This window comes from Pseudomonas reactans (assembly GCF_013387025.1).
Taxonomy (GTDB): Bacteria; Pseudomonadota; Gammaproteobacteria; order Pseudomonadales; family Pseudomonadaceae; genus Aquipseudomonas; species Aquipseudomonas reactans.
On record NZ_JACAQP010000020.1, the window covers coordinates 29,628 to 55,851 of the forward strand.

Consider the following 26,224-nt stretch of genomic DNA (forward strand, 5'->3'; position numbering starts at 1 on the left):
CTGGACGGCCAGGCGTACAGCAGTCCTGAAACCTAAATTGATCGAACTGTGGGCGCTGGCTGCTTGCGATTGCGAAGTGCCAGTCGGCCTCTATCTCGACTCGACCACTGCCTCGCAGGCATTTTGCAGCGTCAGAAAATGCTGCATCCGTCCCCAAACCCGCTTTACTTACCCCAACCGCCCACCACCCATCCGCTAAATTGTTTCAAAACTTGACGCATTTGGATCCATCCACCATATTGATAGTTAGCAAACTAACTGTATGCGAACTATCCAGTGCCTCAATCCCTCGAACAACTCCAGATGAACCTCAGCAGCAGCATGGTGGTGGGCGCACGTAACTGGCGCAAAATCTGCCAGACCACGCTGGTGAGCTATGGCATCTCCGAAGCCTGCGCCGTGCCGTTGTTGATGATCGGCCGCCTGGGCGATGGTGTGCACCAGGTCAAGGTCGCCCAGGCGTCGGGGATGGAAAGCCCGTCGCTGGTGCGCTTGCTCGACCGGCTGTGTACCGACGGCTATGTGTGCCGCACCGAAGACGTCCATGATCGTCGCGCCAAGGCCTTGAGCCTGACCGAGCGCGGCCGCGAGCTGGTGCAAGCGGTGGAAGTGCAGTTGGTGCGCCTGCGCAAGGAAGTGCTGGCCGATATTCCCCACAGCGACATGGAAGCCGCGCTGCGTGTGCTGCGCGCCTTCGAGGCGGCGTCGCTTTGAACGGATTTTTTACCGGTTTCCCGCCTGCCCGTGATTGGTTCTACGGGGTACGTACCTTCGCGGCGTCGATGATCGCGTTGTATATCGCCATGCTCATGCAAATGCCGCGTCCGTACTGGGCGATGGCCACGGTGTATATCGTCTCCAGCCCGTTTGTCGGCCCTACCAGTTCCAAAGCGCTGTACCGCGCCATCGGCACCTTCATGGGCGCTGCGGCGGCGGTGCTGTTTGTGCCGATGTTCGTGCAGTCGCCCTACATGCTGGTGGTGGTGATTGCCTTGTGGACGGGCACGTTGTTGTTTCTGTCCATGCACCTGCGCACCGCCAACAACTATGCGTTGATGCTGGCCGGGTACACCTTGCCGCTGATCGCCTTGCCCGTTGTAGATAACCCGCTGGCGGTGTGGGATGTGGCCGAGGCGCGTACCGAAGAAATCTTCCTCGGCATCGCCGTCGCAGCGGTGGTGGGCGCGATGTTCTGGCCGCGCCGCCTGATGCCGGTGTTCGATGGCTCGGTGGCCAAGTGGTTTGCCGATGCTCAGGTCTACAGCCAACGCTTTCTGACGCGCCAGGTTGAGCCTGAAGAAATCAGCACCCTGCGCGGCGGCATGGTCGCCACCTTCAACACCCTGGAGTTGATGATTGGCCAGTTGCCCCACGAAGGCGCACGGCCGCAGACGGTACGCAATACCAAGGAACTGCGCGGGCGCATGATTCACCTCTTGCCGGTCATCGATGCACTGGATGATGCCGTGTACGCCATCGAGCATCGCGCACCGGAGTTTCTTGATCAGCTCAAGCCTTTGTTGGACGAAGCCAACGCCTGGCTGGAAAGCACCACCGAGCAAGCGCCTCTGGAACGCTGGCGCGTGCTGCGTGACAAGGTCGACGCCGCTCAACCCCAGGGCGAAGCGCTGGACGACCGGCACACGCTGCTGTTCTCCAACGCGCTCTACCGTCTCGCAGAGTGGATCGACCTGTGGCAAGACTGCCGCAGCCTGCAAGCCGCCATCCAGTGCGAAAGCCAGGACACCTGGCGCGCCGTCTACCGTCATTGGCGCCTGGGCCGGCTCACGCCGTTCCTCGACCGTGGGCTGATGTTCTACTCGGCGTTTTCAACGGTCACCGCGATTATCGTTGCCTCGGTGCTGTGGATCCTGCTCGGTTGGACCGACGGCGGCAGCGCCGTAATCCTGGCCGCCGTCGCCTGCAGCTTCTTTGCCTCGATGGATGACCCGGCGCCGCAGATCTACCGGTTCTTTTTCTGGACCGCCATGTCGGTGCTGTTCGCCAGTCTCTACCTGTTTTTGGTGCTGCCCAACCTGCATGACTTCCCGATGCTGGTGCTGGCGTTTGCCGTGCCGTTTATCTGCATCGGCACGCTCACCGTGCAGCCGCGTTTTTACCTGGGCATGTTGCTGACGCTGGTGAACACCTCGTCGTTCATCAGCATCCAGGGCGCCTATGACGCCGACTTCCTCAACTTCGCCAACGTCAACCTGGCGGGGCCGGTGGGGTTGCTGTTCGCCTTTGTGTGGACGCTGATTGCGCGGCCCTTCGGCGCCGAACTGGCGGCCAAGCGCCTGACGCGTTTCAGCTGGCGCGACATCGTCAGCCTCACCGAGCCCGCGACCCTGGCCGAACACCGGCACATGGCCGCGCAAATGCTCGACCGCCTGATGCAGCACCTGCCGCGCCTGGCCCTGATCAACCAGGACACCGGCACCGCCCTGCGCGATTTGCGCGTGGCGCTGAACCTGCTCGACCTGCTGGCCTACTCGCCGCGCATCCTCGGCGTGCCACGGGTGCTGCTCAACCAAGTGGTCGAGGGCGTGGGCGGTTACTTCAAGGCGTGCCTCAAGGCCGGTGAACGCTTGCCCGCGCCGAGCGGTCTGCTGATGACCCTGGACCGCACGCGCCGCGCCCTCAACGGCCAAGGCCTGCAAGACGAAGACGACACCCGCCTGCATCTTTTGCATGCGCTGGCGGGCTTGCGCCTGTCGCTGCTGCCGGGCGTGGAATTTATTGGCGGCACCGAGATGGAAGCGCCGCTGCCTGATGGAGCGCCTTTATGATCGGTGATCTGGATATCAGCGGGGTATTCCTGCCCACGCTGCTGGTACTGATGGGCATTACGTACGTGTTGTTCCTGGTGGTGCACGGGTTGTTGACCCGGCTCCACTTTTATCGCCTGGTCTGGCACCGGGCATTGTTCAATGTGGGGCTCTACGCGCTGTTGCTGGGCGCGGTGGACTCACTCAGTCGATACCTGATGACATGAAAAAACCTTTTTTGACCATCGGCCGTGTAGTCCTCACGCTGTTGATCGTGACGTTTGCGGTCGTCGTGGTGTGGCGCATGGTCATGTACTACATGTTTGCCCCCTGGACCCGTGACGGCCACATCCGTGCCGACATCGTGCAGATCGCGCCGGACGTATCCGGGCTGATCCAGCGCGTGGACGTGCGCGACAACCAGTTGGTGACCAAGGGCCAAGTGCTCTTTGCCGTCGACCAGGACCGCTTCAAGCTGGCGCTGCGCCAAGCCCAGGCCGCCGTCGCCGATCGCCAGGAAACCCTGGCCCAGGCTCAGCGCGAGTACAAACGTAACCGTGGTCTCGGCAACCTGGTGCCCAGCGAGCAACTGGAAGAAAGCCAGTCACGCGTGGCCCGTGCCCAATCGGCCCTGGCCGAAGCCCAGGTGACGGTGGACTCCGCCCAGCTCAACCTCGACCGCTCGGTAGTCCGCAGCCCCGTGGACGGCTACGTCAACGACCGCGCACCGCGTACCCAGGAGTTCGTCACCGCCGGGCGCCCGGTGTTGTCGGTGGTGGACAGCAATTCTTTCCATATCGATGGTTATTTCGAAGAGACCAAGCTCGACGGCATCCACGTCGGCATGGCGGTGGACATCCGTGTGATCGGAGACAACGCCCGCCTGCGCGGCCATGTGCAGAGCATCGTCGCCGGTATCGAAGACCGCGACCGCAGCAGCGGCTCCAACCTGTTGCCCAACGTCAACCCGGCGTTCAGCTGGGTGCGCCTGGCCCAGCGGATTCCGGTGCGTATCGCCTTTGATGATGTGCCGGCGGACTTCCGCATGATCGCCGGGCGTACGGCCACCGTCTCGATCATCGGCGATAAGGTCAAAGACGGAGCCCAGCCATGAAGCAGTTGTTGGCCACCGTCGCGCTGGGTGTGTTGCTGTCGGCCTGCCAGGCGGTGGGCCCGAATTACTCGCTGCCGGATAAAGCCGCGGTCAATCGTGGCGACCTGCAAGGGGCGATCGCCGGTGAGGGCAGCAACGCGGTGTCCGCGCCGGTGCCGGCGGATTGGTGGCGGTTGTACAAAGACCCGCGCCTGGATGAGCTGGTGCGCCAGGCGATGGCCTCCAACACGGATCTGCGCGTGGCCGCCGCCAATCTGCAACGCGCGCGCTTCCAGACCCAGGAAGCTGAATCCGCAGGCGGTTGGAGCGCTGGCGCCAAGGCTGAGGCCCAGCGTTTGCAGGAGTCGGGCGAAGCGTTCTTGCTCGCGGATAAAGTGCCGGTCGCCAACATCGGCAGTGTCGGTATCAGCACCTCGTATCAGTTCGACCTGTTCGGTACCCTGCAACGCGGCATCGAAAGCGCCCAGGCCAGTGCCGATGCCGCGCAAGCCGCCGCTGACATTGCGCGTATTACGTTGGTGGCCGACGTGGTGCGTTCCTACACCCAGGTGTGCGCCGCCAACGAAGAAAAGGCTATCGCCCAGCATTCGCTCGACCTGCAAGCCGAAGGCACACGCCTGACCCAGCGCCTGCGCGACGCCGGCCGTGGCGACGAAACCCAGGTCACCCGCTCGCAAACCCAATTCAAATCGTTGCGCGCCGATATGCCGCGTTATGACGCCGCGCGCCAGGCCGGGCTGTTTCGCTTGTCGATGTTGCTGGCCAAACCGGTGGACCAGTTGCCCGCCGGCACCAGTAGCTGCGCCGAGTTACCGCACATCGCCCAACTGTTGCCGGTGGGCGATGGCGCCGCCTTGCTCAAGCGCCGTCCCGATGTGCGCCAGGCCGAGCGCCAACTGGCTGCCGCCACGGCGCGGATCGGTGTGGCCACCGGCGCGCTGTACCCGGACATCAGCATCGGTGCCACAGTCGGCACGGTGGGTATCCTGGACAACCTTGGTGAGCCCGCCACCAACCGCTGGGGCTTTGGCCCGCTGATCAGTTGGACGGTGCCGACCAACGGCGCCCGGGCCCGTATCCATGAAGCCGAAGCCGCGACCCAGGGCGCCCTGGCGCACTTCGATGGGGTGGTGCTCAACGCCATTCGCGAGACCCAGACCGGGCTGGCGCAGTACACCGCGTTGCTGCAGCGGCGCGATGCGCTGGCCGAAGCCGAAGCCTCGTCCGAAGAAGCCGCCGACCAGACGCACCGCTTCTACCAGGCCGGTCGCGCTTCGTTCCTGGCCGATCTGCAAGCCACCGGCACCCACACCAGCATGCGCGCGCAACTGGCCGCCGCCAACACCCAGGTCGCCATGAGCCAGATCGATCTGTTCCTGGCGCTGGGCGGCGGTTGGGAAAGCGGACGAACGCAACCCGCGTCGGCCAGCAAACCCTGAGCAAATAGCTATGCTTTGACTGGCGGGCTCCCGTGATGGCCCGCCGGTCAACGTTCGCGTTTGCTCATGGGGATTCCAATAATGAAAAACCCTTATGCTCCCGCTTTCTGGTGCGTGTGTTTTGCACTGGTGTTGTTATCGGCCACCTACTTCTACGGCGTCATGCTGGCTCACCAACTCGACAAGGCGATGGTGTTCCTCGACAGCGCCTGCCTGGTGATCGGCACCCTGTCCATCGGCGTCGTGGCCTGGGCGTCCTACCAGAACCAGCGGGTGAAGAAAAGACTCCTCGAACAAGGCAAGACCCGCGTGGCGATCTGGGACACCAAGGTTGCGTTGCGCCGGGTCGAGACCGTGTTCGACCGCTACTTCTGGGGCAGCTACTGGCAACCGGGGCGCACTTTCCAGGAAGTCATGGGCGACCTGACCGGCACGCCCCTGGAAAAAAGCCTCGAAGTCCTGAAGAAGCAGTGCGTGGCGCTCGATCAACAGGTCGCGGACGGTAGGCACTGGCTGAATAACGCGCGGGAACTGTCCGATGTGGCCACGCAAATGGCCCGCGAGCGCTACCAACTGGACTTCTGCGACCCCAAGGCCGACACCCCCGGCAATGCCGTGATACACCGCGAATTTGAGGTGCTGGTGTACACCTGGACGGCCCGCCTGAAGAGTTTCGACCATCAGTTGGATGAAATCGAGCTGGAGTATTCCTGAACTAGTACTGAACTGATCCCTCTGAAAAGCTGGGCCGTTCGCGGCCGCCAGTGCTAATCTTCCCCCGTTTTCGGCGGGCTTGAGCCAATCCCCCACGGGGTTCAAGGAAGACAGCCCACTTCTCACAGGATTTGATCAGGTCACTTCATGAATAAGCCAGCCGTTGTTCTTTTGGGTTTTGTTGTCGCCGTCGGCATCGTCAGTGCAGGCGGTGCCTGGTACACCGGTAAGCAACTGGAGCCCGTGCTGCAAACGGCGGTGCAGGACGCCAACAAGGAACTGCAGCGCTCGATGGCCGGCGTCGATGGCACCGTTAACCTGGAGCTGGTGTCCTTGGATCGTGGCCTGTTCAGCAGCACCGCGCACTACCGCCTCAAGGGCCAGGGCTCGTTCTTCGGCGAGCAGAACCCGAACCCCGAGCTGCTGTTTGTCGACCATATCGAACACGGCCCGCTGCCCTTCTCGCGTCTGGTGTCGCTGAAGTGGCTGCCGGTCATGGCCACCAGTCATTTCGAACTGGAAAAGAACGCCACCACCGAAAAATGGTTCGCCGCTGCCAAAGACGTGTCGCCGCTCAAAGGCGTGGCCAATATCGGCTACAGCCGTTCGGTCACCGGCAACCTCGAATTGCTGCCGCTGGAGTTCAAGGACGTGACGTCCTCGGTGAACTTCTCTGGCTTGAACCTGGACTTTGACAGCACTGCCGAAGGCAAGAAGGTCAAGGTGGATGGCTACATGAACAGCCTCAAGCTCGACGTAGTCGACGCCAATGGCGCGCCGTTCAATGCCGAGTTCGCCGGCCTGACCGTGGCCAGCAACCTGGAAAAATCCACCTTCGGCTTCTACACCGGGCAGAACACCGTTGAGCTGACCGATACCAAGCTCACCTTCGGTCCGCAGAAAGCCGTGCTGACCCTCAAGGGCTTTGAGCAGAAAGACACCAGCGAAGTCAAAGACAACAACATGTCCGGCCGCGTCGACTACAAGATCGACGAGATCGGCTATCAGGGCAAACCGGTCGGCTCTGCCGCCATGGCCCTGAGCTTGAAGAACATCGACGTACCGTCGGGCCTGGTGCTGACCAAGCTGTATCAGGACAAGATGCAGCCGGTGCAAGCCGCTGCCGCAGCCGGTCAACCGGTGCCTGAGCTGCAACTGACCGAAGCCGAGCAGACCCTGGCAGAAGCCAACGTCAACCAATTGCTGGCCGCCAAGCCGCATCTGGCGCTGGAAAACCTGTCGCTGAAAACCACCCACGGTGAAAGCAAATTCAACCTGGTACTGGACCTGGCCAAGCCGACCTCTATGGAGCTGCCTCCGATAGAGTTGGGCAAGCAAATGGTCTCGCTGCTGGACGCCAACCTGACCCTGTCCAAGCCAATGATCGCTGACGTTGCCGCCCTGCAAGCGCAGGTCGGTGGTGTGACCGACCCTAAAGCCATCGAGCAGCAATCCCAGATGGCCAGCGAGATGGTCAGCGGCATGGCCGTCGGCACGCAACTGGCAACCCTGGTCGGCAGCGACGTGGTGTCCAAGCTGCATTACGCCAACAATGAAGTGACGTTCAACGGCCAGAAGATGACCGTCGAGCAATTCATCGGCTTCGTGATGTCCAAAGTCGGTGCGGTCAGCGGCGCGCAGTAAAGATTTTGCCATCGCCCAGAAATAATTAATGGGGGAGCGGGGTTGCCCGCGATAAAGGTCAAAAGGTCGACACTCATGTCGGTTAGCCACCCTTTATCGCAGGCAAACCTGCTCCCCCATTGGTTTTTCAGATTTGGCGTTCAATTCTGAACAATTGTTATGAGTTGTCCTTTTTCCTACAGGCTTCGGAGATAGTTCATACAGGAAAGCTAGGTCGGGTCACGAGACGCCGACACCCTGATGCAAATTGCTCAGGACCACCTATCGTTACAGCTTTCCGTGTGTAAGGAAGCTCACGATATGCTGCGAAACCTCCCACTCAGTGCCTCAGGCCGGTTACGGCTGCTCATCGGGGTAACCTTGTGCAGCCAGTTGCTGATGCCCACCTTCGCCATGGCCGACCCGGCTTATGACGCCCTGATCATCCAGGCGCGCAACGGCAACTTCACACCCGCCCTGACTCAACTGCGCCAACTGCCGGCCGAGCGCCAGACGCCAGGCCAGATCAGCGATCACCTGGTGATCGCCGGTTGGGCCGGCCAGGATGCCGAAGTGCTCAAGGTGTACGAGGCACAGGGACAGAATCGCAACTTGACCGCCCAGGCGCTGGCTACAGTCGCGCGGACTTATCGCAATCAGAAGCAGTGGGCGCAGGCCGAGGCGGTCTATCGCAAGGCGCTGCTGCGTGAGCCGAACAATGTCGACCTGCAACTGGGCCTGGCCCTTACCCAGGCTGACGGCGGCAAAGCCAGCGAAGCGGTGCAACGCGCTCGCGCGCTGGTGGCCGCCAAACCGGATGATCCCAACCGACGTATGGCACTGGGTTATGCGCTGACCCGCGCGGGCTTGCAGTACGACGCGCTGTTTGAGTTCGACCAGGCGTTTACCCGCGCCGGTGACAAGCCGGAAGTGGCTCGCGAATACGTTGTTGCCTTGCAAAAAGCACGTCTGCCCGAGCCTGCACTGCGGCTGTCCGCCCAGCGTCCCGGTCTTGTCGACCCGGTGACCCAGCGTCGCCTCGAAGGTGACCTGGCCGCCGAACGCGTGCGCATGGCCGAGTTCGCCACGCGTACCGAGAAAGAGCGTTATGTCATCGCCGATCGCGCCTTACAGGGCTACGACCAGCTCCTTGCCCGTTGGACCCCGGACCCTACGGCCAAAGACGACGTGGTGCGTTGGCGCATCGACCGCCTGGGTGCGCTCAAGGCGCGGGCGCGTACTGCCGAGGTGATCCGCGAGTACGAAACCCTCCAGGCCGAAGGTGTGCAGTTGCCCACCTATGCCGTGCGTTGGGTGGCCGCGTCCTACCTCGACCAGCGCCTGCCGGAAAAGGCGGCGCCGTTGTATCGCCAAGCGCTGAGCGCACCCGATGCGGACGTGGGCGACCGCGTTGAAGACAGCACCGCTTTGTTCTACGCCTTGCTCGAGAACGATCAGGTGGATGAGGCGCGGGCGGTCGCCAAGAATTTGGCCGACAGCCAGAAACCCCGGGTTGAACTCAAGGGGCTGCCAATCGGCAACCCTAACGATGAATGGATGGACGCCCAACAATTGGCCGCCCAGGCCGGCACCTATGGTTCCGACCTGCCATCCAGCGAAAAGGCCCTGGAAGAACTGGTCGGCAAGGCGCCTGGCAGCATCGGCTTGCGCCTGGCGCAAGCGGAAATGTACCGCGCCCGCGACTGGCCACGCCGCGCCGAACGTTCGCTCAAGGAAACCGAAGCGCAGAGCCCGCGTGACATCGGCCTGGAGATGTCCCAAGGCTTCACGGCCCTGGACCTGCAGGAATGGCGTCAACTCGACATTCTCACCGACGATGTGGTCGCCCGTAACCCGGACAACCGCCAGGTACAGCGCCTCAAACGCCTGCGTGATGTGCACGACATGGCCGAGCTGCGGGTCGAAGCCTATACCGGCAAAAGCTTCGGCGGCGGCAACAACGGTGATGCCGGTGCCGTCTCGGGTAGCCGCGACTGGGGCATTGAAAGCCGGATCTACACGCCGCCCATCGACGAAGACTGGCGTGTGTTCGCCGGTGCCGGTTATGCCACTGCCGACTTTGAAGAGGGCACTGGCCATCACCGTTGGCAAGTGGTCGGCGTAGAGCGTCGGACCCGCGACATGACCATTGAAGCCGAGGTCTCCAACCACTCCTACGGCGATGGCTCCAAACAAGGCGCCGCCGTGTCGATTGCCCGTGACATCAACGACAACTGGCAATACGGCGGCAGCCTTGGCTACCTGCTGTCCACCACCCCATTACGGGCCTTGAATGACGGGATCACGGCCAACGGCGGCAGCGGTTTCATCCGCTGGCGCGCCAACGAAAGCCGCGAGTGGAAACTGACCCTCAGCCCGTCCCATTTCAGTGACGGCAACGACCGCTTCGAAGCCTTGCTCAGCGGCCGCGAAGGCCTCTACAGCTCGCCGAAGGTGCAAGTGGACCTGGGCCTGGAAGTCGGCGCCAGCCGCAACAGCAAGGAAGACACGGTCTACTTCAACCCGAAGTCGGATTTCACCGTGTTGCCTGTCCTCAACATCAATCATGTGCTCTATCACCGCTACGAGACCCAGTGGAGTCAGCAGTTCCAGGTCGGTGCGGGTACGTATAGCCAGCAGGATTATTCCACGGGTGGCATCGGTCTGGTGGGCTACGGCCAACGCTATCGCTGGAACGATGTCCTGGAAGCCGGCGCCAACCTGAGCCTGATCAGCCGACCTTACGACGGCGATCGCGAACGCGATCTGCGTCTGCTCGTCGACCTCACTTACCGTTTCTAGAAGAGCCTGACCATGACCGTCCTCAGCCGATGCTTGTTGATTCTGGGCGTAATGCTGGCCAGTGCCTGTGCCCAGCAACCCGCGCCTTTCACTCCACCCGCCGAGCGGCCGACCCCGGCCAACGAAGCGCCGTGGCCGAAAAACCATTTCCTGGGCATTGCCTACCACGACGTCGAGGATCGCGACCCCGATCAGGCGGTGGTGGCGGTGCGTACCGAACGTTTGATCGAGCAGTTGGCCTGGCTGCGCGAGAACGGCTACAAGGCGGTCAGCGTCGATCAGATCCTGGCGGCGCGCAACGGCGGGCCTGAGTTGCCGCCCAAAGCGATCATGCTCAGTTTCGACGACGGCTATTCGAGCTTCTACACCCGCGTGATGCCGATCCTGCGTGCCTATCACTGGCCGGCCTTGCTGGCGCCGGTGGGCTACTGGATCGACACGCCGATGAACCAGCCGGTGGACTTCGCCGGCCAGCCACGGCCGCGTGGCGAGTTCCTGACCTGGCAGCAGATCCGTGAAGTGTCCCAGTCAGGCCTGGTGGAAATCGCCGCGCACACCGACAACAACCACAAAGGCATCCTGGCCAACCCCCAGGGCAACCTGGAGCCGGCAGCGACCTCGCTGCGTTTTGATCCGGCCACCGGGCGTTATGAAAGCCAGGCGCAATTCGATGCGCGGATGCGTGCCGATGTGGTGGCGATCTCCAACAAGATCCAAAGCGTCACCGGCAAGAAACCACGGGTGTGGGTATGGCCTTACGGTGCCGCCAAAGGCACCTCGCTGGCGATCATTGGCGAGCAGGGTTACCAGATGGCCCTGACGCTGGAAGATGGCCTCGACAGCTCCAGCGACTTGATGAACAGCCCGCGCTTCCTGGTGGCCTCCGACCCGGATGGCGAGCATTTCGCCAACAGCATGGTCGCGGTACAAACCAAGGCGCCGATGCGCGTGTTGCATGTGGACCTGGATAACGTCTACGACCCGGATCCGGCTCAACAGGCACGCAACCTCGACCAGCTTGTGCAGCGCGTGGTGGATATGGGTGCGGGCACTGTGTTCCTGCAAGCCTTCGCCGATCCCAAGGGGGACGGCCTGGTGCATTCGGTGTACTTCCCCAACCGCCACTTGCCGGTACGCGCCGACCTGTTCAACCGCGTCTCGTGGCAGTTGCACACCCGTGCCCATGCTGCGGTGTACGCCTGGATGCCGGTACTCAGTTTTGCCCTCGACCCCAAGCTGCCACGCGTAACGCGCTGGGACCCGGAAACCGGCAAGGTTGGCCTCGACCCAGACCAATACAAGCGCCTCTCGCCGTTCGACCCGCAGGTGCGCAAGATCATCGGTGAGATCTACGAGGACCTGGCGCGCAACAATGCCATCGACGGTGTGCTGTACCACGACGATGCGGTGTTCAACGATTTCGAAGATGCCAGCCCCGCCGCGCTCAAGGCCTATGCCGCTGCTGGCCTGCCGAACACCATTGAGGCGCTGCGTGCCGATCCGGCCGTGATGCAGCGCTGGACCCGCTTCAAGAGCCGCTACCTGATCGACTTCACCAAGGAGCTGACCGCCAAGGTCCGCGCCATCGGTGGGCCGCAGTTGATGACGGCGCGCAATATCTTCGCCGAGCCGATGCTCAACCCCGGCAGCGAAGCCTGGTTTGCGCAGAACCTCGATGATTTCCTGCAGACCTACGACTGGACTGCACCCATGGCCATGCCGCTGATGGAAGGCCAGGAGTACAGCAATTCCAACGCCTGGCTGGAGAAGCTGGTCGCCACGGTCAAGGCGCGCCCCGGTGCCATGGAGCGCACCGTGTTCGAACTGCAAGCCAAAGACTGGCGCACCAAGGCCGCACCGGACATCGACGCCAAGCAGATGGCTGAATGGATGGGCGTACTCAAGCGCCAGGGTGTCACGAGTTTTGGCTACTACCCGGACAACTTCCTGGAAAACTCCCCGGACCTGAAGACAGTGCGTCCGGCCCTTTCCAACCAATGGAACCCTTGACCATGTTCGATAGAATCCTGGCTTTATTCGTGCTGGCATTGGTATTGGGTGTGCCCCTGGGCCTGATCTTCCTGGTCACCGGGCAGTTCCTGATGGACTTTGTGTTTTTCTATCCGCTGTTCATGTCGGCGCTGTGGATCGCGGGCGGCCTGTATTTCTGGCTGCACTGGGAGCGCCATTGGCCCTGGAAAGAGGACACGCCGGCCCCCGAGCTGGCCGGTAACCCGCTGATCTCGATCATCATCCCTTGCTACAACGAAGGGGACAATGCCGCCGATACCATCCATGCGGCACTGGGTCAGCTCTACCCGAACATCGAAGTGATCGCGGTAAACGACGGCTCCAAGGACAATACCGCCGAGGTACTCGACGCCCTGGCGCTGGAGAACCCGCGGCTGCGCGTGCTGCACCTGGCGCAGAACCAAGGCAAGGCAGTGGCTTTGCGCATGGGCGCCGTGGCGGCGCGCAGTGAATTCCTGGTGTGCATCGACGGCGACGCGTTGCTGGATAAAAACGCGGCGGCTTATATGGTTGCGCCGATGCTGGATAACCCGCGCCTGGGAGCGGTGACCGGCAACCCGCGCATCCGCACACGCTCGACCTTGATCGGCCGTGTGCAGGTCGGTGAGTTTTCTTCGATCATCGGCTTGATCAAGCGCACGCAGCGAGTGTTTGGCCGGATCTTCACGGTATCAGGTGTGGTGGTCGCGTTCCGTAAAAAGGCGCTGGACCGCATCGACTACTGGAGCACCGACATGATCACCGAGGACATCGATGTCAGTTGGAAGCTGCAGCTCGACCACTGGAGCATTTTCTACGAGCCCCGTGCCCTGTGCTGGATCCTGATGCCTGAAACCGTCGGCGGCCTGTGGAAACAGCGCCTGCGCTGGGCCCAGGGTGGGGCGGAAGTGCTGTTCAAGAATATCCGTGGTATCTGGCAATGGCGTCATCGCTACCTGTGGCCGCTGTTGTTCGAATACTGCCTGTCCACCGGCTGGGCGTTTACTTTCCTGTTGTCGGTGATCTTCTACGTGCTCGGCAAGTTCATGGTGTTGCCTGCGGCGATCACGGTGGACTCCCTGGTTCCGCCAGCGTTTACCGGCCTGGTGCTGGCCATGGTGTGCCTGGTGCAGTTCGCCGTGAGCATCATGATCGACCGCCGCTACGAGAAGGATCTGTGGAAGACCCTGTTCTGGACGGTGTGGTATCCGATGGTGTTCTGGCTGGTCAGCCTGTTCACCACCCTGGTCAGTTTTCCCAAGGTGCTGTTCAACCAGCACCAGAAGCGCGCGCGCTGGGTCAGCCCGGATCGCGGCATCAAACCTACTGAAGAGGAGGCGTGACCATGAAACTGGTCAGAACCCGCCAACGGATGGTGATGTGGATCATCGATGTGCTGCTGACCCTGATGGCCTGGGCCGGGTTGATCTGGCTGCTGGCACGTGGGATCAATTCGATGCTGGAGACCCACGGTGGACCGCGTATCGAAGCGCCGATCTTTGCCGCGCTCAATACCTTGCAGGTGTACCTGTGGATTGCATTGTTCAACGCTGTGATCCTGGTCACCTGGGCGCGCTATCAGCAACGCAAAGGGCGCAAATTTGCCCAGCGTCGCGCCGAGGCCAATGCGCTCACCGATAAGAATCTGAGCGAGAGCTTCAGCCTGGGTGAAGGTGACCTGGAGCAACTGCGTCGGCCTGGGGTACTGGTGATCCACAACGATGAGGAAGGCGGTGTGGCGCAGGTCAAATCCCATGTTTCCCGCGATGTGGAAAAACCCGGGCTGACCTTGGTGCCTGGCAAAGACCAGAACAAAGACGCCAGCTGAGACAGTGTTGGAAGATCGTTCCCATGCAATGTGGGAACGATCCGGTTTAATCCCGACAAATGGGATCCAATTCACAAAACTTCCGCGAACTTTTCTGCTTTTCCCTGTACTAACCTATCTCGGCAATAACTTGATGGCCAACTAATGGCAATTTAAACGTTGTCCGACGAATCGCGATCAAGAGTGCTGCCGCTGGTCGGAATAATATTTCCGGTGAAAGGCGTTATATCTCTTTGATTATTTTTAGTTGTTATTAATCAAGTGCTTGCATGAGTAACTAGTACGAATGTCCAACTAACTTTTATTTTTGAGTTGTCGGAAGTTCGGTGTTAGTTTGCCGGCCCTTGATTTTCGATGGATCGAACATGTCTTTGTTATTGCCACGGACTCGGTATCTGCTGTGCACTTTCCTGCTCGCTTATTTGAGTCTGAACAGCGCCACGGCCGCCCCTACGCCTGGAGACCAGGACCTGATCCGCGACCGCCAGAACCGCCTCCTCGAAGAGCAGCGCCGGCGCCTGGAGGAACTCCAGGACCTGCCCGGCAAAGGCACCCAACCCCAAGCGCCGGCGCTGCCGGCCGATACCCGTTGCTTTCCCATCCAGGACATCGAACTCAAGGGCGCCGACAGCCTGTCCGCAGCCGACCGCACACGCTTGCTCAAACCCTACATCGGCCAGTGCCTGGGCGTGGCGCAGCTCAATGAATTGCTCAAGGTCATCACCGACTATTACATCGCCAAGGGCCGGGTCACCAGCCGCGCGTACCTGCCGCAACAGGATCTTTCCAGCGGTCATCTGCAAGTACTCGTGGTCGAAGGCAAGCTCGAAGCCTTGAAGGGCGCCGAGGGCAGCAGCGTGACCGACCGCGAACTGGCCATGGCGTTTCCCGGCAAGGTGGGGGAAGCACTCAACCTGCGCGAAGTCGAACAATTGGTGGACCAACTCAGCCGCTTGCCCTCCAAACAGGCACAGATGGAATTGACCCCTGGCCGCCAGATCGGCGGCAGTGAGGTCGTGGTCAAGAACGTGCCGCAAAAGCCCTGGCGCGCCAGCCTGTCGCGTAACAACGATGGTCAGAAAAGTACTGGCGAACAGCAATGGGGCGCGGGCCTGGAATGGGACAGCCCACTGGGACTGGCCGATCAACTGATCCTGCGCGGTGGACACGACGCCATCAGCGACCACCAGAAAACCTCGAAAAGCAGCATGTTCTATTACAACCTGCCGTGGGGCTGGTGGAACTTCAGCTACAGCTACAGCGAGAGTGAATACCGCACCTTCGGCAGGGTCGATGACTTCAAATTCAAGCAAAACGGCGACAGCCAGAACCACCAACTGCGCGCCGAACGTGTGATCCATCGCGACGATGTGAGCAAGACCTCGGTCAACGTTGGCCTGACGCACCTGCGCACCAACAACTACGTGCTCGACGCACGCCTGCCGACCAGCAGCAACCGTCTCAGCGAGTTCCAGGTCGGCATCACCCACGGGCGGCGGATCGGCAGTGCCTTCGTCAACCTGGATGTGGGCATGCAAAACGGTATCGGTGCGTTTGATGCGCAAAGCAATCGGCAAGAGCGGGACGCCCAGGGCAACCTCACGGCGACGCCGCGCTATCGCAAATACACCGCCACGATGAGCTACCTGCAACCCTTCACGTTGTGGGGTGAGTCGTTGAGTTTTTCCAGCCTTGCCACTGGGCAACGCAGTGAAGACGTCCTGTATTCACCGCAACGCATGAGCCTGGGTGGTTCCTACTCGGTACGCGGTTTCAAGGACCAGCAACTGAACGGCGACAGCGGTGGCTACTGGCGCAACGAAGTGCGCTGGGCGCGACCGGTCACCCTGGACTGGATGCGCCCGGCCTTCGCCGAATACGGCGCCAGCGTCGGTTATGACCAGGGCGTGATTCGCAACGATCGCTACAACGATGACGAGCACGGACGGGTATCGAGTAATTCCGTCGAGCTGTTCGCCCGCGGCAAATACGTCAGCACCAGCGTGACCTTTGCCCATTCCCTGGAGCGACCTGGCGTTGTGACCGAGCGCGAAGCGCCGATCTATTTCCGCCTGGATTTCTTCCTGTAATTCAACGCCGCTGCCTTGAGATTTAAGAATATGGATGTTCGCCCTGCTGCCGCCCTGAAAAGCCTGACTCAACGTGGACTTGCGCTGGTCCTGGCCAACGCGCTGTTCTGGCAGCCGCTGCTGGCCAATGCCGACGGCATCGTGGTCAGCGGCCCAGGCACCACGCTCGGCCAGGCCGGCAACGGCGTTCCGGTGGTGAACATCGCCACGCCCAATGGCAGCGGCCTGTCCCATAACCAGTTCAAGGACTACAACGTCGGCCCCAATGGCGTGATCCTCAACAACGCCACGGGTGCGCTGCAGAACACACAACTGGGCGGCATCATCATCGGCAACCCGAACCTCAAGGGCGGCGCGGCGAACGTCATCCTCAACGAAGTCAACGGCGGCAGCCCCAGCCAGTTGCGTGGCTATACCGAAGTGGCGGGGCAGTCGGCCAAGGTCATCGTGGCCAACCCGTATGGCATCAGCTGCAACGGCTGCGGGTTTATCAACACCCCCAACGTCACGCTGACCACCGGCAAGCCGGTCATCGATAAAGTCGGTCGCCTGGACCATTACCAGGTGGATGGCGGTGCCGTGACCATCGACGGCAAGGGCCTGAACGCCAGCAACGTCGACCGTTTCGAGATCATCACCCGCTCGGCCAAGATCAACGCGCAGATCAATGCGCGCGAACTCACCGTGATCGCCGGGCGCAATGACGTCGATGCGCAAAGCCTGAAAACCACCGTACGCGCCGATGACGGCAGCGCCAAACCGGAATTGGCAATCGACTCGTCGGCGCTCGGCGGCATGTACGCGGGCGCCATCAAGCTGGTGGGCACCGAAGCCGGCGTGGGCGTGAAGCTTGACGGTACGCTGGCAGCCAGTGGCGGCGACATCCAACTGGACGCCAACGGCCACTTGAGCATGGCTCAGGCCGCATCCAGCGGCGCAGTGGATATCAAGGCGGCGAGCCTGGAGACCAAGGGCCCGGTCTACGCCGGCACCACGCTCAAGGCGCAGACCAAGGGTGAGCTGAAGAACCGCAAGACCCTGGCCGCCCGTGACAGCATCACCCTGGCCAGCAACGGCCAGTTGACCAACAGCGGCATCATCGAAGCCGGCGTCAACGCCGATAACACGCGCAATGCCGGTGGCGACGTCACGCTCGACAGCCAGAACATCACCAACACCGGTCGGGTGATCGCCAATCGCACCCTCACCGCCACCGCCGCGCAAACACTGGATAACCAGGGCGCCACGATGAGTGCCAAGCAGGCGCTGAGCGTTACCGCCGCCCGCGTCGATAACCGCAACAAAGGCCAACTGCTCAGCGACGGCGCACAAACCCTCAACGTCAGCGGCCTGCTGGACAACAGCCAGGGCGGCATCATCGACAGCACCGGCGCCTTTGCGCTTTACGGCAATCGCCTGGACAACAGCGCCGGTAACCTCACGGGCGCAAGCTCCATCACCGTGGATTTGCTTGGTGATCTGATCAACCGCAACGGCAAGCTGGCGAGCGTCGGCCCGTTGCTGGTTCAACGCGCCGTCCATGTGGATAACCAGGGCGGCAAGCTCGCCAGCCAGGGCCTGTTGACCCTGTTCGCCAACAGTGTCGATAACCAGAGCAGCGGGACGCTGGCCGCCAACGATGGCCTGGCGCTTACCACCACCGGCTTGCTGCAAAACGGCGGCAACGGGCTGATCCACAGTGAAAAGGCCGGTGTGACGATCACCGCCGGCACCCTCGCAAACAACGGCGGGCGCATCGCTGCCAAAGCCGGCGATGCGCTGATCGACGCCACCGATTTCAGCAACGGCAGCGGCGCGCTGTTGGCCCGTGATCGCATTCGCCTCAGCGGCCTGAATGTGGATAACGGCGGTGAGATCGCGGCCAATCAGATTGATCTGAAGCTGCAAGGCGCCCTGACCAACCGTGGCTTGATCGAAAGCGCCACGACCCTGGAGGTCGACACCGCCAGCCTGACCAACAGCGGCCAGATGCGTGCATTGGGCCAGGTGGGTAAAACCCGCTACGCCATCGGCGGCTTGCTGAACAACAGCGGCAGCCTGGAAACCGCCAACGACCAGTTGAGCCTTGCCGCCGGCACCTTCCAGAACACCGGCGGCAAGGTACTGCACGTGGGCACTGGCGTGCTCGATCTCAGCGGCATCAGCCTTGACGACGTTGGCGGCAGCCTGGTGACCCACGGCGACCTGACCCTCGACAAAACCCGCTGGACCAACAGCACCGCGATCCAGGCCGGACGCCTGACCGTCAATGTCGACAACCTGAACCAGACCGCCACCGGCAAGCTGCTCGGCACCCGTGCAGTGGTCGGCAAAGGCCTGGACTGGACGGTTGGCGGCACCGTCGCCAGCCAAGGCAGCCTCGATCTGTCCGTGGGCAACCTGCTCAATGATCATGGCCTGATCTTCAGCGGCGGCGACATGAACCTGCGGGTCGATCGCCTGAAAAACCTCGCTGCCAGCATCTACGCCATGGGCAACCTGCGCGTTGATCGCGACGGTCAGGGCGGGCTGGCTTCCAGCATCATCAACAGCTCGGGCACTATCGAAAGTGAACGCAACCTGGCCCTGGCGGCCAGCACGATCGATAACATCCGCACCGTGCTCACCACCGAGTCGGGCATCTACAGCGCTTCCATTACACCCGTCGCCTGTATCGATGGCGTGACCGGTGGAGACTGTGAAGGTGGCAAGCAGAACCGGCCGTTCCAGATCACCCAGCGTGACCACTTCATCGTCACCAACGCCACGGCCGGCGCCAGCATCACTTCCGGCGCCAACATGCAGCTCACCGGCGGCACGTTACTCAACAGCAGCAGTAGCATCGCCACAGGCGGCGACATGACCGTGCGTGTCGACCAACTGACCAACGTCGGTCTGGTGACCCACGACACGCAATACGATCGTGTCTTTAGCTCTGAGCGCGAGCGCAAGCCGGCGGGCTGGTACCGCGAGGCGGCGGCGTTCACTGCGCGTTATTCAGCGGGCAAGAACATGGACGGGGTTGAAGCCGCCATGGCCGCGTTCATCGGCAAAATGGAGAGTGAAAAAACCGCCCTGCGCAAAACGACCCAACTGATGGTCCCGGACCAAAGCTACGCCGCAGTCATCCAGGCCGGTGGCGCAGTAGCCGTAAGCGCCCAGGAAGGCATCGATAACCGCGTCGTGAAGCGTGGCTACACCTACGTCGGCAGCGGCGCCAACTCCAATGCGCCGGGCTTCTCGACCGAGATCAGCCTCAACCCCCAACTGCCGCCGGACGTTGCCCAGCAACAGGTCAACCCACTGGGCCTGCCCGGCTTCAACTTGCCGACCGGTGAGAACGGGTTGTTTCACCTCAACGACGGCAAGGGCGTGAACGGCCTGCCGACCAGCCAGTTCGCAGCCAACCCGCACAAGTACCTGATTGAAACCAACCCGCTGCTCACCGACATGCGTCAGTTCTTGAGCTCGGACTACATGCTCACCAAACTCGGCTACGACCCTGACACGGCGCAGCGCCGTCTGGGTGACGGTTTCTACGAACAGCGCCTGATCCAGCAAGCGGTGCTTGCCCGCACCGGTCAGCGTTTCATCGACGGCCAGACCAGCGATGCCGACCTGTTCAAGCACCTGATGGACAACGCCATCGGCAGCAAAAGCGCGCTGAACCTGGCGGTGGGTGTGAGTCTCACCGCCGAGCAGGTCGCGGCCCTGACCCACGACATTGTGTGGCTGGAAAACGCCACTGTGGCCGGGCAACAAGTGCTGGTGCCGGTGCTGTACCTCGCTCAGGCCGGCAACCGCCTGGCGCCCAATGGCGCGTTGATTTCCGGCAGCGACGTCAACCTGATCACCGGCAAAAACCTCAATAACGCGGGTACCCTGCGCGCGACTGGCAGCCTGCTGGCAAACGTCGGCGGCAACCTCACCAACAGTGGGTTGATGGAAGCCGGTGGGCGCCTCGACCTGCTCAGCGGCAACAACTTGAGCAACCGCGCGGGCGGTGTGATCAGCGCGGGCAACGTCAACCTCGCCGCTGGCGCCGACCTGCTCAACGAACGCAGCGTCACCACCCACGAAAGCGCCAGCAGCTACCGCACCGAACGCAGTGACTTCGTCGACAGCGCCGCGCGTATCGAATCGGCCAACGATTTGACTTTACAAGCCGGGGGCAATTTCAACAGCGTCGGCGGCGTGCTCAAGAGCGGTGCCGACACCACGGTCAAGGCCGTGGGCGACGTCAACATCACCGCCTCGAAAACCCTCGACAGCGGCGCCATCGGCAACCGCTCGAGCTTCACCACCATTGCCCAGCAAGGCTCCGTGGTCGACGCCGGCCGCGACCTGCATGTGATTGGCGGGCGCGACATCAGCGCCGTGGCCAGCCAGGTTGAAGCCAAGCGCGACGTCAACCTGATTGCCATCCGCGACCTCAGCGCCATTGCGGCGGCCAACGAGCAGCACTCCACGGTCAACACAAAAAAGGTCAAAAGCATCGAGGACCACGCGCAGCAAGTGTCCAGCGTGATCAAGGCCGGCGGCGACGCCACCCTGAGTGCCGGGCAGAACCTGCAACTGGTCGCCAGCCAGGTGAATGCCGGCAACGAGGCGTACCTGGTGTCCGGAAAAAACCTCGACCTCAAAGCCGCTGCCAACCAGGACTACAGCTTCTACAGCAAGACCAAGAAAACGGCCCAGGGCAAAAAATTCCGCCTCGACGAAACCGACGCCGTGAACAACGTCGGCAGCCTCGTCAGCGCCGGCAAAAACAGCACCGTCGTGGCCGGTGAAAACCTGCTGCTGGCCGGCAGTGCCGTCACTGCCGAAAAAGGTGCCACCCAACTGGTGGCCGGCCAGGACGTGAACATCCTCGCCGTCAGTAACGCCGACAGCGCCCGCCACGAACGCAAGGAAAGCAAAAGCAGCTGGGGTGGGCTCAAGTCGAGCAAGGTCCAGGACAAAGTCGACGAAAAACGCACCACCGCCCTGGGCAGCATGGTCTCCGGCGAAACCGTCACCGTCGCCGCCAAGCGCGACGCCACCGTCACCGGTTCCAACCTGGTCAGCACCGGCGACCTCGCCGTCCAGGCCGGCCGCGACCTGACCATCGACGCGGCGCAGAACACCTTCGCCCGCACCGACATGCACAAGGAAAAAAATCGCGACCTCACCGGTGTGTTGACCGGCAACAAGCTCGGTCTGGACGACATGACCGGCAACCAGAAGCTGTACATCAACAGCTCCAAGCACAACGGCACCGCCAATGAAATGACCTTGACCGGTAGCACCATTGGTTCGAGTGCGGGCAATGTGTCGTTGACCGCTGGGCGTGAGTTGAAGGTGGTGGCCAGTGATCTGGTGAGCACCAAGAACATGGAGTTGAGTGGTGCCAATGTCACCGTCACCTCGGGTGTGGAGACGGCCAGTCAGACCAGTAAGGACAGTTCCAAGAGCCTCGCGGTAGGCCGAGTGATCGCGGGCACCGTGGTCGACACCGCCAACAGCATCCGCGACGCAGCCGAGGCGGCGCGCAGCTCCGACGACCCGCGGCTCAAGGCCGTGAAGATCGCCCAGGCGGCGTTGTCGATGTACAACCTCAATAACCAGGCGGGCGATCTCGCTAAACAAAGTACCGGTTTCAAAGACAAAACCGGTGGCTCCGCCGGCAACGGTTCGTTCATCAAGATCGGCACCGAACTGGCTAACACCCGCACCAAAAACAGCAGCGAATACACCGCGCAGACCGCTCACCAGAGCAACCTCAACGCCGGGGGCAAACTGTCGATCATCGCTGCGGGCGATGCGCCGGGCACTGTGGGTGACTTGACGATTACCGGCAGCACGTTGAAAGCCGACAGCACGTTGCTGTCCGCGAAAAACAACATCCTGATGCAAAGCGCACAGAACACCACCGACCGCAAAAACGACGGTTCGCGCAACCGGACCGCTATCGGTGCCAGCTTCAACATCGGTGAGCAAAACGGTTTCACCATCGACCTCGGTGCACAAACCGCCAAGAACCTTGGCTCTGGAGGCTCGGTTACCCAGGTCAACACCACGTTGGACACCGGCTCGCTGGTACTGCGCAGCGGCCAGGACACCAGCCTGATCGGCGCGCAGGTACGTGCTGACCGTATCGATGCCAACATCGGCGGCAACCTCAACATCCTGTCGCGCCAAGACACCGAAACGTCCAAGAGCAAGCAGAACAGCGCGGGCTTCGGTGCGAGCATCTGCATTCCGCCGATCTGTTATGGCTCCCCGGTAACCGCGTCCGCGAACCTGGCGGCGTCGAAGATGAACAGCGACTACCAGGCGGTTACCGACCAGAGCGGCTTCTTTGCTGGCAAGGGTGGCTACACCATCGATGTGGCCAAAAACACCACCCTGCAAGGTGCGGTGATTGCCAGCGAGGCTGCGGCCGACAGGAACCTGCTGCTCACCGATCGGTTGCTGGTCAGTGACATCAAGAACAAGAGCGAGATCAAGAGCCAATCGGCCGGCGTCAGCGTCTCCGGTTCCTACAGTAGCGGCGCGAGTACCCTCACGCCGGGTGCCTTGTATGGCATGTCGCTGAACGATTCGGACCACAGCTATACGCGCAGTGCTGTCAGCGAAGGCACGATCGTGGTGCGTAACCCTGAGGGCGCGGGTGACCTGGTCGGCCTTAACCGTGACACGGCCAACGCCAACCAGCGCCTCGACAAGCCTGATGAAAAGGCCATGCAGGAACGCATGGACCTGATCAAGAGTTCGATGGAGCTGACCAAGGGCATTGGCGATGCGATTGCTGCGGCGCGGATCAAGGCCGCCAACGACCCAGACAGCGACGTCAGCAAAGCTACGCGGCAGAAGCTGATTGAAGACGGTATCTCCAACCCGACACCGGAACAAGTCAGCCAGCGTGCCCAACAGGATTACGGCGTTGGCAGCAGCTTCCAGAAGGCCAGTCAGGCGGTGACTGCCGTGGTGCAAGCGGCGATGGGGGGCAGCGTAGGTGGTGCTCTGGCGGGGGCGGCAGCGCCGTATCTGGCACAAGAGATCAAACTGAAAACTGAAGGCGACCCTTATGCCAACCTGATGGCTCATGCGGTGCTGGGTGCGGTGCTGGCGCGGGCCGGTGGTAACTCCGCGCTGGCAGGGGCAGCCGGGGCTGTGGCTGCGGAGAAAACCGCACAGCTGATTAAAGAAAGTTTGTATGGCGGAGTCAGTAACGAAAACCTGTCCGAAGCGCAAAAGCAGACAATTTCCAGTCTCTCGACCTTGGCGGCTGGGCTCTCCGGATCGTTGGTTGGCAAGGACGCGCTAAATGCGGTGGCAGCCGCGCAGGTTGGGAAGAATGCGGTTGAAAATAACTTGTTGGCGAACAAGTACGGGGTAAAAAAGCTGGATAAAGCCAGCCTTGAACTCTATGAGAAGCTCAAGGAAGCGGACATAGGCAGCATTGATGATCTGCAAAAACGCTACAAGGGTTGTGCGGGTGATGGTGCTTGCGAGCGCGACATTCGTAATGAATACCGCAATCAAGAAAATGAAGCAGGGAAAAAACTCCTGGGCCTTTACCAGATAGGGAAGCTGACACGGGATGAGTACAACGTTTTTGTAGCCGACTATTCCATCGCCATGCTGGAAGGTGTGAAAGAAGGGCAGCGCAATGGAGAGGGCGCAGGCTTTCTTGATATATATTCGCTTTCAGGCGCGGATTGGGCGCCGGCGGGAGTGATCGGCAATCCTTACGTCGATGCGATTAGGGCTAGTGAGAAGATCGCCGAGTGGAAGCGTCAAGGACTCAGCGACGAGAAGATTGTTACGCGTGCTCAGCTGGATGGATTAATTGGTTCAAACTTGGCTCCCGTAGATGTACCGGGGGTGATCAATCTTGTCGATAATGGCGCCAGCAGGGAGGAAGTTCTAAAGTTCGCCGCAGCCATTGCTTTGGGCAAAGCGCTAGGTGGGACAAAAGGGACGGGCACAGGAAAGGCGCCATATACCTCGACTGTCTCGCCGGATGCTGAGGCCGGCATGCCGTATGCCCATCCGGTAAAGGAGCCTGGGGCGAAAGATGCAGTGCCTCAAATCAAAGCTGGCGCTGCCGGTGGTGAAACAGCAGGTAAGGCCTTCCCACAAGCTGTAAAGGATGCTGCCAAAGCAGAGAATCCACGTTCAACATGCGTGTACTGTCGTATTGATGGAACTGGAACCCAAGTTGATCATGCGATTCCAAAGGCTAGAGGGGGAGATGCTACACTCGAAAATGCTCAAATGGCGTGCCCGCACTGTAACGCTTCAAAGGGCGCACGAGATTTTCCTGTCAATCCTCCGCCAGGGTATCGTGGTGAATGGCCTCCTTCACACTGGTAAAAATGAGTAGAGAATATATATGAAGTATCAGCCCGGAGAATATGAAGCTGTTCATCAAGCGCCTGTTTGGCGTGATCGTGCCAATTTCATATTTGTCGCTCACCTTGGGACCAAGGATGGAAATAACGAGTGGGAGCAATTATGGGGTCAAAAAACAGCCGCCCACAGATTCATCCTTTGCTGTATTCCATTTTTTGCTCAAGACATCGCTTTAGGCGACGAAGTGGAAACGGATGTTGACTTTGTAGTCCAGCGAGTTATTCAGCATGCTGGGCAAACCACTTTCAGGGTGTGGTTTGGTGCCCACGATAAGACTACACGCGAAGCATTGATGCTAGAGATTGAGGCAATGGACCCATTAATGGAATGGTCTTCAGAAAACCTACTTGCACTTAGCCTTTCTGATGGAGTCGAAGCGCAGCGTATGGCTAATTATTTACAGGCGCGTGAGGAGCAAGGTTTGCTTAAATACGAAACTGGGCGGCGTTGAAATTAAAAAATAGTAAAAATATAGGTCAGACCACGGTTTTGCGCTTTTTAGAGTTCAGCAGAATTGCTCTTTTAAAATATTAATTATTTTTTGTAATTATTCGATTTTGTTGGCCGGGTGATGGGCGGCTAAGCTGTAAGCTCTTATTTATTTGGGGTTTATATGGCTCGCCGTCCTAGAGTTATACTGCCGGATATCCCGTTGCACATTATTCAGCGGGAAACAACCGGTCTGCGTGTTTTTACTCAGACGAAGACTATATTTTTTACATTGATAAATTAGACCGGATTGCTGAATTGGCTGATCAGCTCATGCGAGAAGCTGCTGAAGCTCGGGTGAGGTACTAATTTATGAGGCCAACTAATATGGATTATGCGTTTCTCTTTGCAACGCTTCAGAGTCAGTTGGTTCTTGCGTTCGCCGAACTGTACCCCAATGCAAAAGATTCTACCTGGCTCCTCGACTTCCCGAAGAGGGGAGGCATGCTTGTTGAGGGTGATCAATGGCAATTTCTCAGGCATGGTGCAGGCATTCGTTTTGAAAGAGTGTCGCGTAAACCCCATTGGGTCGTGGATGTTCATAAACGCTTTGATGAGCCGAAAATAATCGATAATTGGCGATTACTTCATTTTTTTGAATCGTGCGGGGTAAGCATGGATGAAGGCCAAGTGTCATCGTTATTAAATGAGTTGTGTTTAAAAGGTCATTTGCTTGACCAAGGTAGTGGGCAGTTTCTATTTGTCGACTGATCAGGGAGTGTAAAGGGGCGGGTTATTTATTTTAAATAAATCTGTCCCTTATTCTGGCGTATTCAGGAAGGAAAGAGACGGTAGTGAGAAGAAATGAACCTTGGTGGCCCGCTGTATATCTTCCTTGCGCCGGTGCGTTCGGCCTATTGTTCATGTGTGTGTTTTTTCAGGTTGCCGGGTATTGGTTGAGTGGTGGCGAGGACGTCGCCATGCTTATCAAGGAGAATATGCCGCTT

At 60.5% G+C, this 26,224-nt stretch carries 15 protein-coding genes; all 15 read left to right on the forward strand.

Annotated elements, in window-relative coordinates:
* Window positions 1–303 precede the first annotated feature (303 nt).
* The 15 genes from HX793_RS20590 to HX793_RS20660 all read left to right on the forward strand — a co-directional run bounded on the left by HX793_RS20590 (window position 304) and on the right by HX793_RS20660 (window position 25,988).
* Window positions 304–714 (forward strand): MarR family winged helix-turn-helix transcriptional regulator, encoded by a 411-nt coding sequence (locus HX793_RS20590; RefSeq protein ID WP_033900120.1) that lies wholly within the window; start codon window positions 304–306, stop codon window positions 712–714.
* Window positions 711–2,789, forward strand: coding sequence for an FUSC family protein (locus HX793_RS20595; protein WP_016976685.1), 2,079 nt, complete (start codon window positions 711–713; stop codon window positions 2,787–2,789). Before HX793_RS20590 ends, HX793_RS20595 begins: the two co-directional genes overlap by 4 nt.
* The gene (locus HX793_RS20600; protein ID WP_010214247.1) at window positions 2,786–2,995 is read left to right on the forward strand and encodes a DUF1656 domain-containing protein; all 210 of its coding nucleotides are present in this window, start codon (window positions 2,786–2,788) and stop codon (window positions 2,993–2,995) included. The genes HX793_RS20595 and HX793_RS20600 overlap by 4 nt, the downstream gene beginning before the upstream one ends.
* A complete protein-coding gene (locus tag HX793_RS20605) occupies window positions 2,992–3,882 on the forward strand; it encodes an efflux RND transporter periplasmic adaptor subunit (protein WP_177051900.1) in 891 nt (296 codons plus the stop codon). The genes HX793_RS20600 and HX793_RS20605 overlap by 4 nt, the downstream gene beginning before the upstream one ends.
* Entirely contained in the window at window positions 3,879–5,321 is a 1,443-nt protein-coding gene (locus tag HX793_RS20610; RefSeq protein WP_177094497.1) for an efflux transporter outer membrane subunit, read from the forward strand. The genes HX793_RS20605 and HX793_RS20610 overlap by 4 nt, the downstream gene beginning before the upstream one ends.
* Window positions 5,322–5,402: 81 nt before the next feature.
* Complete coding sequence (locus tag HX793_RS20615; protein WP_025999766.1) at window positions 5,403–6,035, forward strand: hypothetical protein; 633 nt, start codon at window positions 5,403–5,405, stop codon at window positions 6,033–6,035.
* Between the two features lie 147 nt (window positions 6,036–6,182).
* Window positions 6,183–7,679, forward strand: coding sequence for a YdgA family protein (locus HX793_RS20620; protein ID WP_177094499.1), 1,497 nt, complete (start codon window positions 6,183–6,185; stop codon window positions 7,677–7,679).
* Between the two features lie 300 nt (window positions 7,680–7,979).
* Window positions 7,980–10,460 (forward strand): poly-beta-1,6 N-acetyl-D-glucosamine export porin PgaA, encoded by a 2,481-nt coding sequence (gene pgaA / locus HX793_RS20625; RefSeq protein WP_177051894.1) that lies wholly within the window; start codon window positions 7,980–7,982, stop codon window positions 10,458–10,460.
* Between the two features lie 12 nt (window positions 10,461–10,472).
* Window positions 10,473–12,470, forward strand: a complete 1,998-nt coding sequence (gene pgaB / locus HX793_RS20630; protein WP_177051885.1) for a poly-beta-1,6-N-acetyl-D-glucosamine N-deacetylase PgaB — start codon at window positions 10,473–10,475, stop codon at window positions 12,468–12,470.
* A 2-nt stretch (window positions 12,471–12,472) separates the two neighbouring features.
* Window positions 12,473–13,813 carry a poly-beta-1,6-N-acetyl-D-glucosamine synthase gene (gene pgaC, locus HX793_RS20635; RefSeq protein ID WP_016976678.1) on the forward strand — a complete coding sequence of 447 codons (1,341 nt, stop codon included), beginning with the start codon at window positions 12,473–12,475 and terminating at the stop codon, window positions 13,811–13,813.
* Window positions 13,814–13,815: 2 nt separating this feature from the next.
* The gene (pgaD, locus tag HX793_RS20640) at window positions 13,816–14,298 is read left to right on the forward strand and encodes a poly-beta-1,6-N-acetyl-D-glucosamine biosynthesis protein PgaD (RefSeq protein ID WP_177094501.1); all 483 of its coding nucleotides are present in this window, start codon (window positions 13,816–13,818) and stop codon (window positions 14,296–14,298) included.
* Window positions 14,299–14,663: 365 nt separating this feature from the next.
* Window positions 14,664–16,388, forward strand: coding sequence for a ShlB/FhaC/HecB family hemolysin secretion/activation protein (locus tag HX793_RS20645; RefSeq protein ID WP_256348280.1), 1,725 nt, complete (start codon window positions 14,664–14,666; stop codon window positions 16,386–16,388).
* 30 nt (window positions 16,389–16,418) lie between these two features.
* Entirely contained in the window at window positions 16,419–24,749 is an 8,331-nt protein-coding gene (locus tag HX793_RS20650; protein WP_177094502.1) for a two-partner secretion domain-containing protein, read from the forward strand.
* Between the two features lie 19 nt (window positions 24,750–24,768).
* Window positions 24,769–25,239: a DUF4265 domain-containing protein gene (locus tag HX793_RS20655; protein WP_016976674.1), complete on the forward strand. Its 471-nt coding sequence runs from the start codon at window positions 24,769–24,771 to the stop codon at window positions 25,237–25,239.
* Window positions 25,240–25,604: 365 nt separating this feature from the next.
* Window positions 25,605–25,988: a DUF6896 domain-containing protein gene (locus tag HX793_RS20660; RefSeq protein WP_177051881.1), complete on the forward strand. Its 384-nt coding sequence runs from the start codon at window positions 25,605–25,607 to the stop codon at window positions 25,986–25,988.
* Window positions 25,989–26,224 lie beyond the last annotated feature (236 nt).

Bases quoted from the DNA above. Each gene is read 5' to 3' on its own strand.
- HX793_RS20590 (WP_033900120.1), top strand. From the start codon at position 304: ATGAACCTCAGCAGCAGCATGGTGGTGGGCGCACGTAACTGGCGCAAA.
- HX793_RS20600 (WP_010214247.1), top strand. From the start codon at position 2,786: ATGATCGGTGATCTGGATATCAGCGGGGTATTCCTGCCCACGCTGCTG.
- HX793_RS20605 (WP_177051900.1), top strand. From the start codon at position 2,992: ATGAAAAAACCTTTTTTGACCATCGGCCGTGTAGTCCTCACGCTGTTG.
- HX793_RS20610 (WP_177094497.1), top strand. From the start codon at position 3,879: ATGAAGCAGTTGTTGGCCACCGTCGCGCTGGGTGTGTTGCTGTCGGCC.
- HX793_RS20615 (WP_025999766.1), top strand. From the start codon at position 5,403: ATGAAAAACCCTTATGCTCCCGCTTTCTGGTGCGTGTGTTTTGCACTG.
- HX793_RS20620 (WP_177094499.1), top strand. From the start codon at position 6,183: ATGAATAAGCCAGCCGTTGTTCTTTTGGGTTTTGTTGTCGCCGTCGGC.
- pgaA (WP_177051894.1), top strand. From the start codon at position 7,980: ATGCTGCGAAACCTCCCACTCAGTGCCTCAGGCCGGTTACGGCTGCTC.
- pgaB (WP_177051885.1), top strand. From the start codon at position 10,473: ATGACCGTCCTCAGCCGATGCTTGTTGATTCTGGGCGTAATGCTGGCC.
- pgaC (WP_016976678.1), top strand. From the start codon at position 12,473: ATGTTCGATAGAATCCTGGCTTTATTCGTGCTGGCATTGGTATTGGGT.
- pgaD (WP_177094501.1), top strand. From the start codon at position 13,816: ATGAAACTGGTCAGAACCCGCCAACGGATGGTGATGTGGATCATCGAT.
- HX793_RS20645 (WP_256348280.1), top strand. From the start codon at position 14,664: ATGTCTTTGTTATTGCCACGGACTCGGTATCTGCTGTGCACTTTCCTG.
- HX793_RS20650 (WP_177094502.1), top strand. From the start codon at position 16,419: ATGGATGTTCGCCCTGCTGCCGCCCTGAAAAGCCTGACTCAACGTGGA.
- HX793_RS20655 (WP_016976674.1), top strand. From the start codon at position 24,769: ATGAAGTATCAGCCCGGAGAATATGAAGCTGTTCATCAAGCGCCTGTT.
- HX793_RS20660 (WP_177051881.1), top strand. From the start codon at position 25,605: ATGGATTATGCGTTTCTCTTTGCAACGCTTCAGAGTCAGTTGGTTCTT.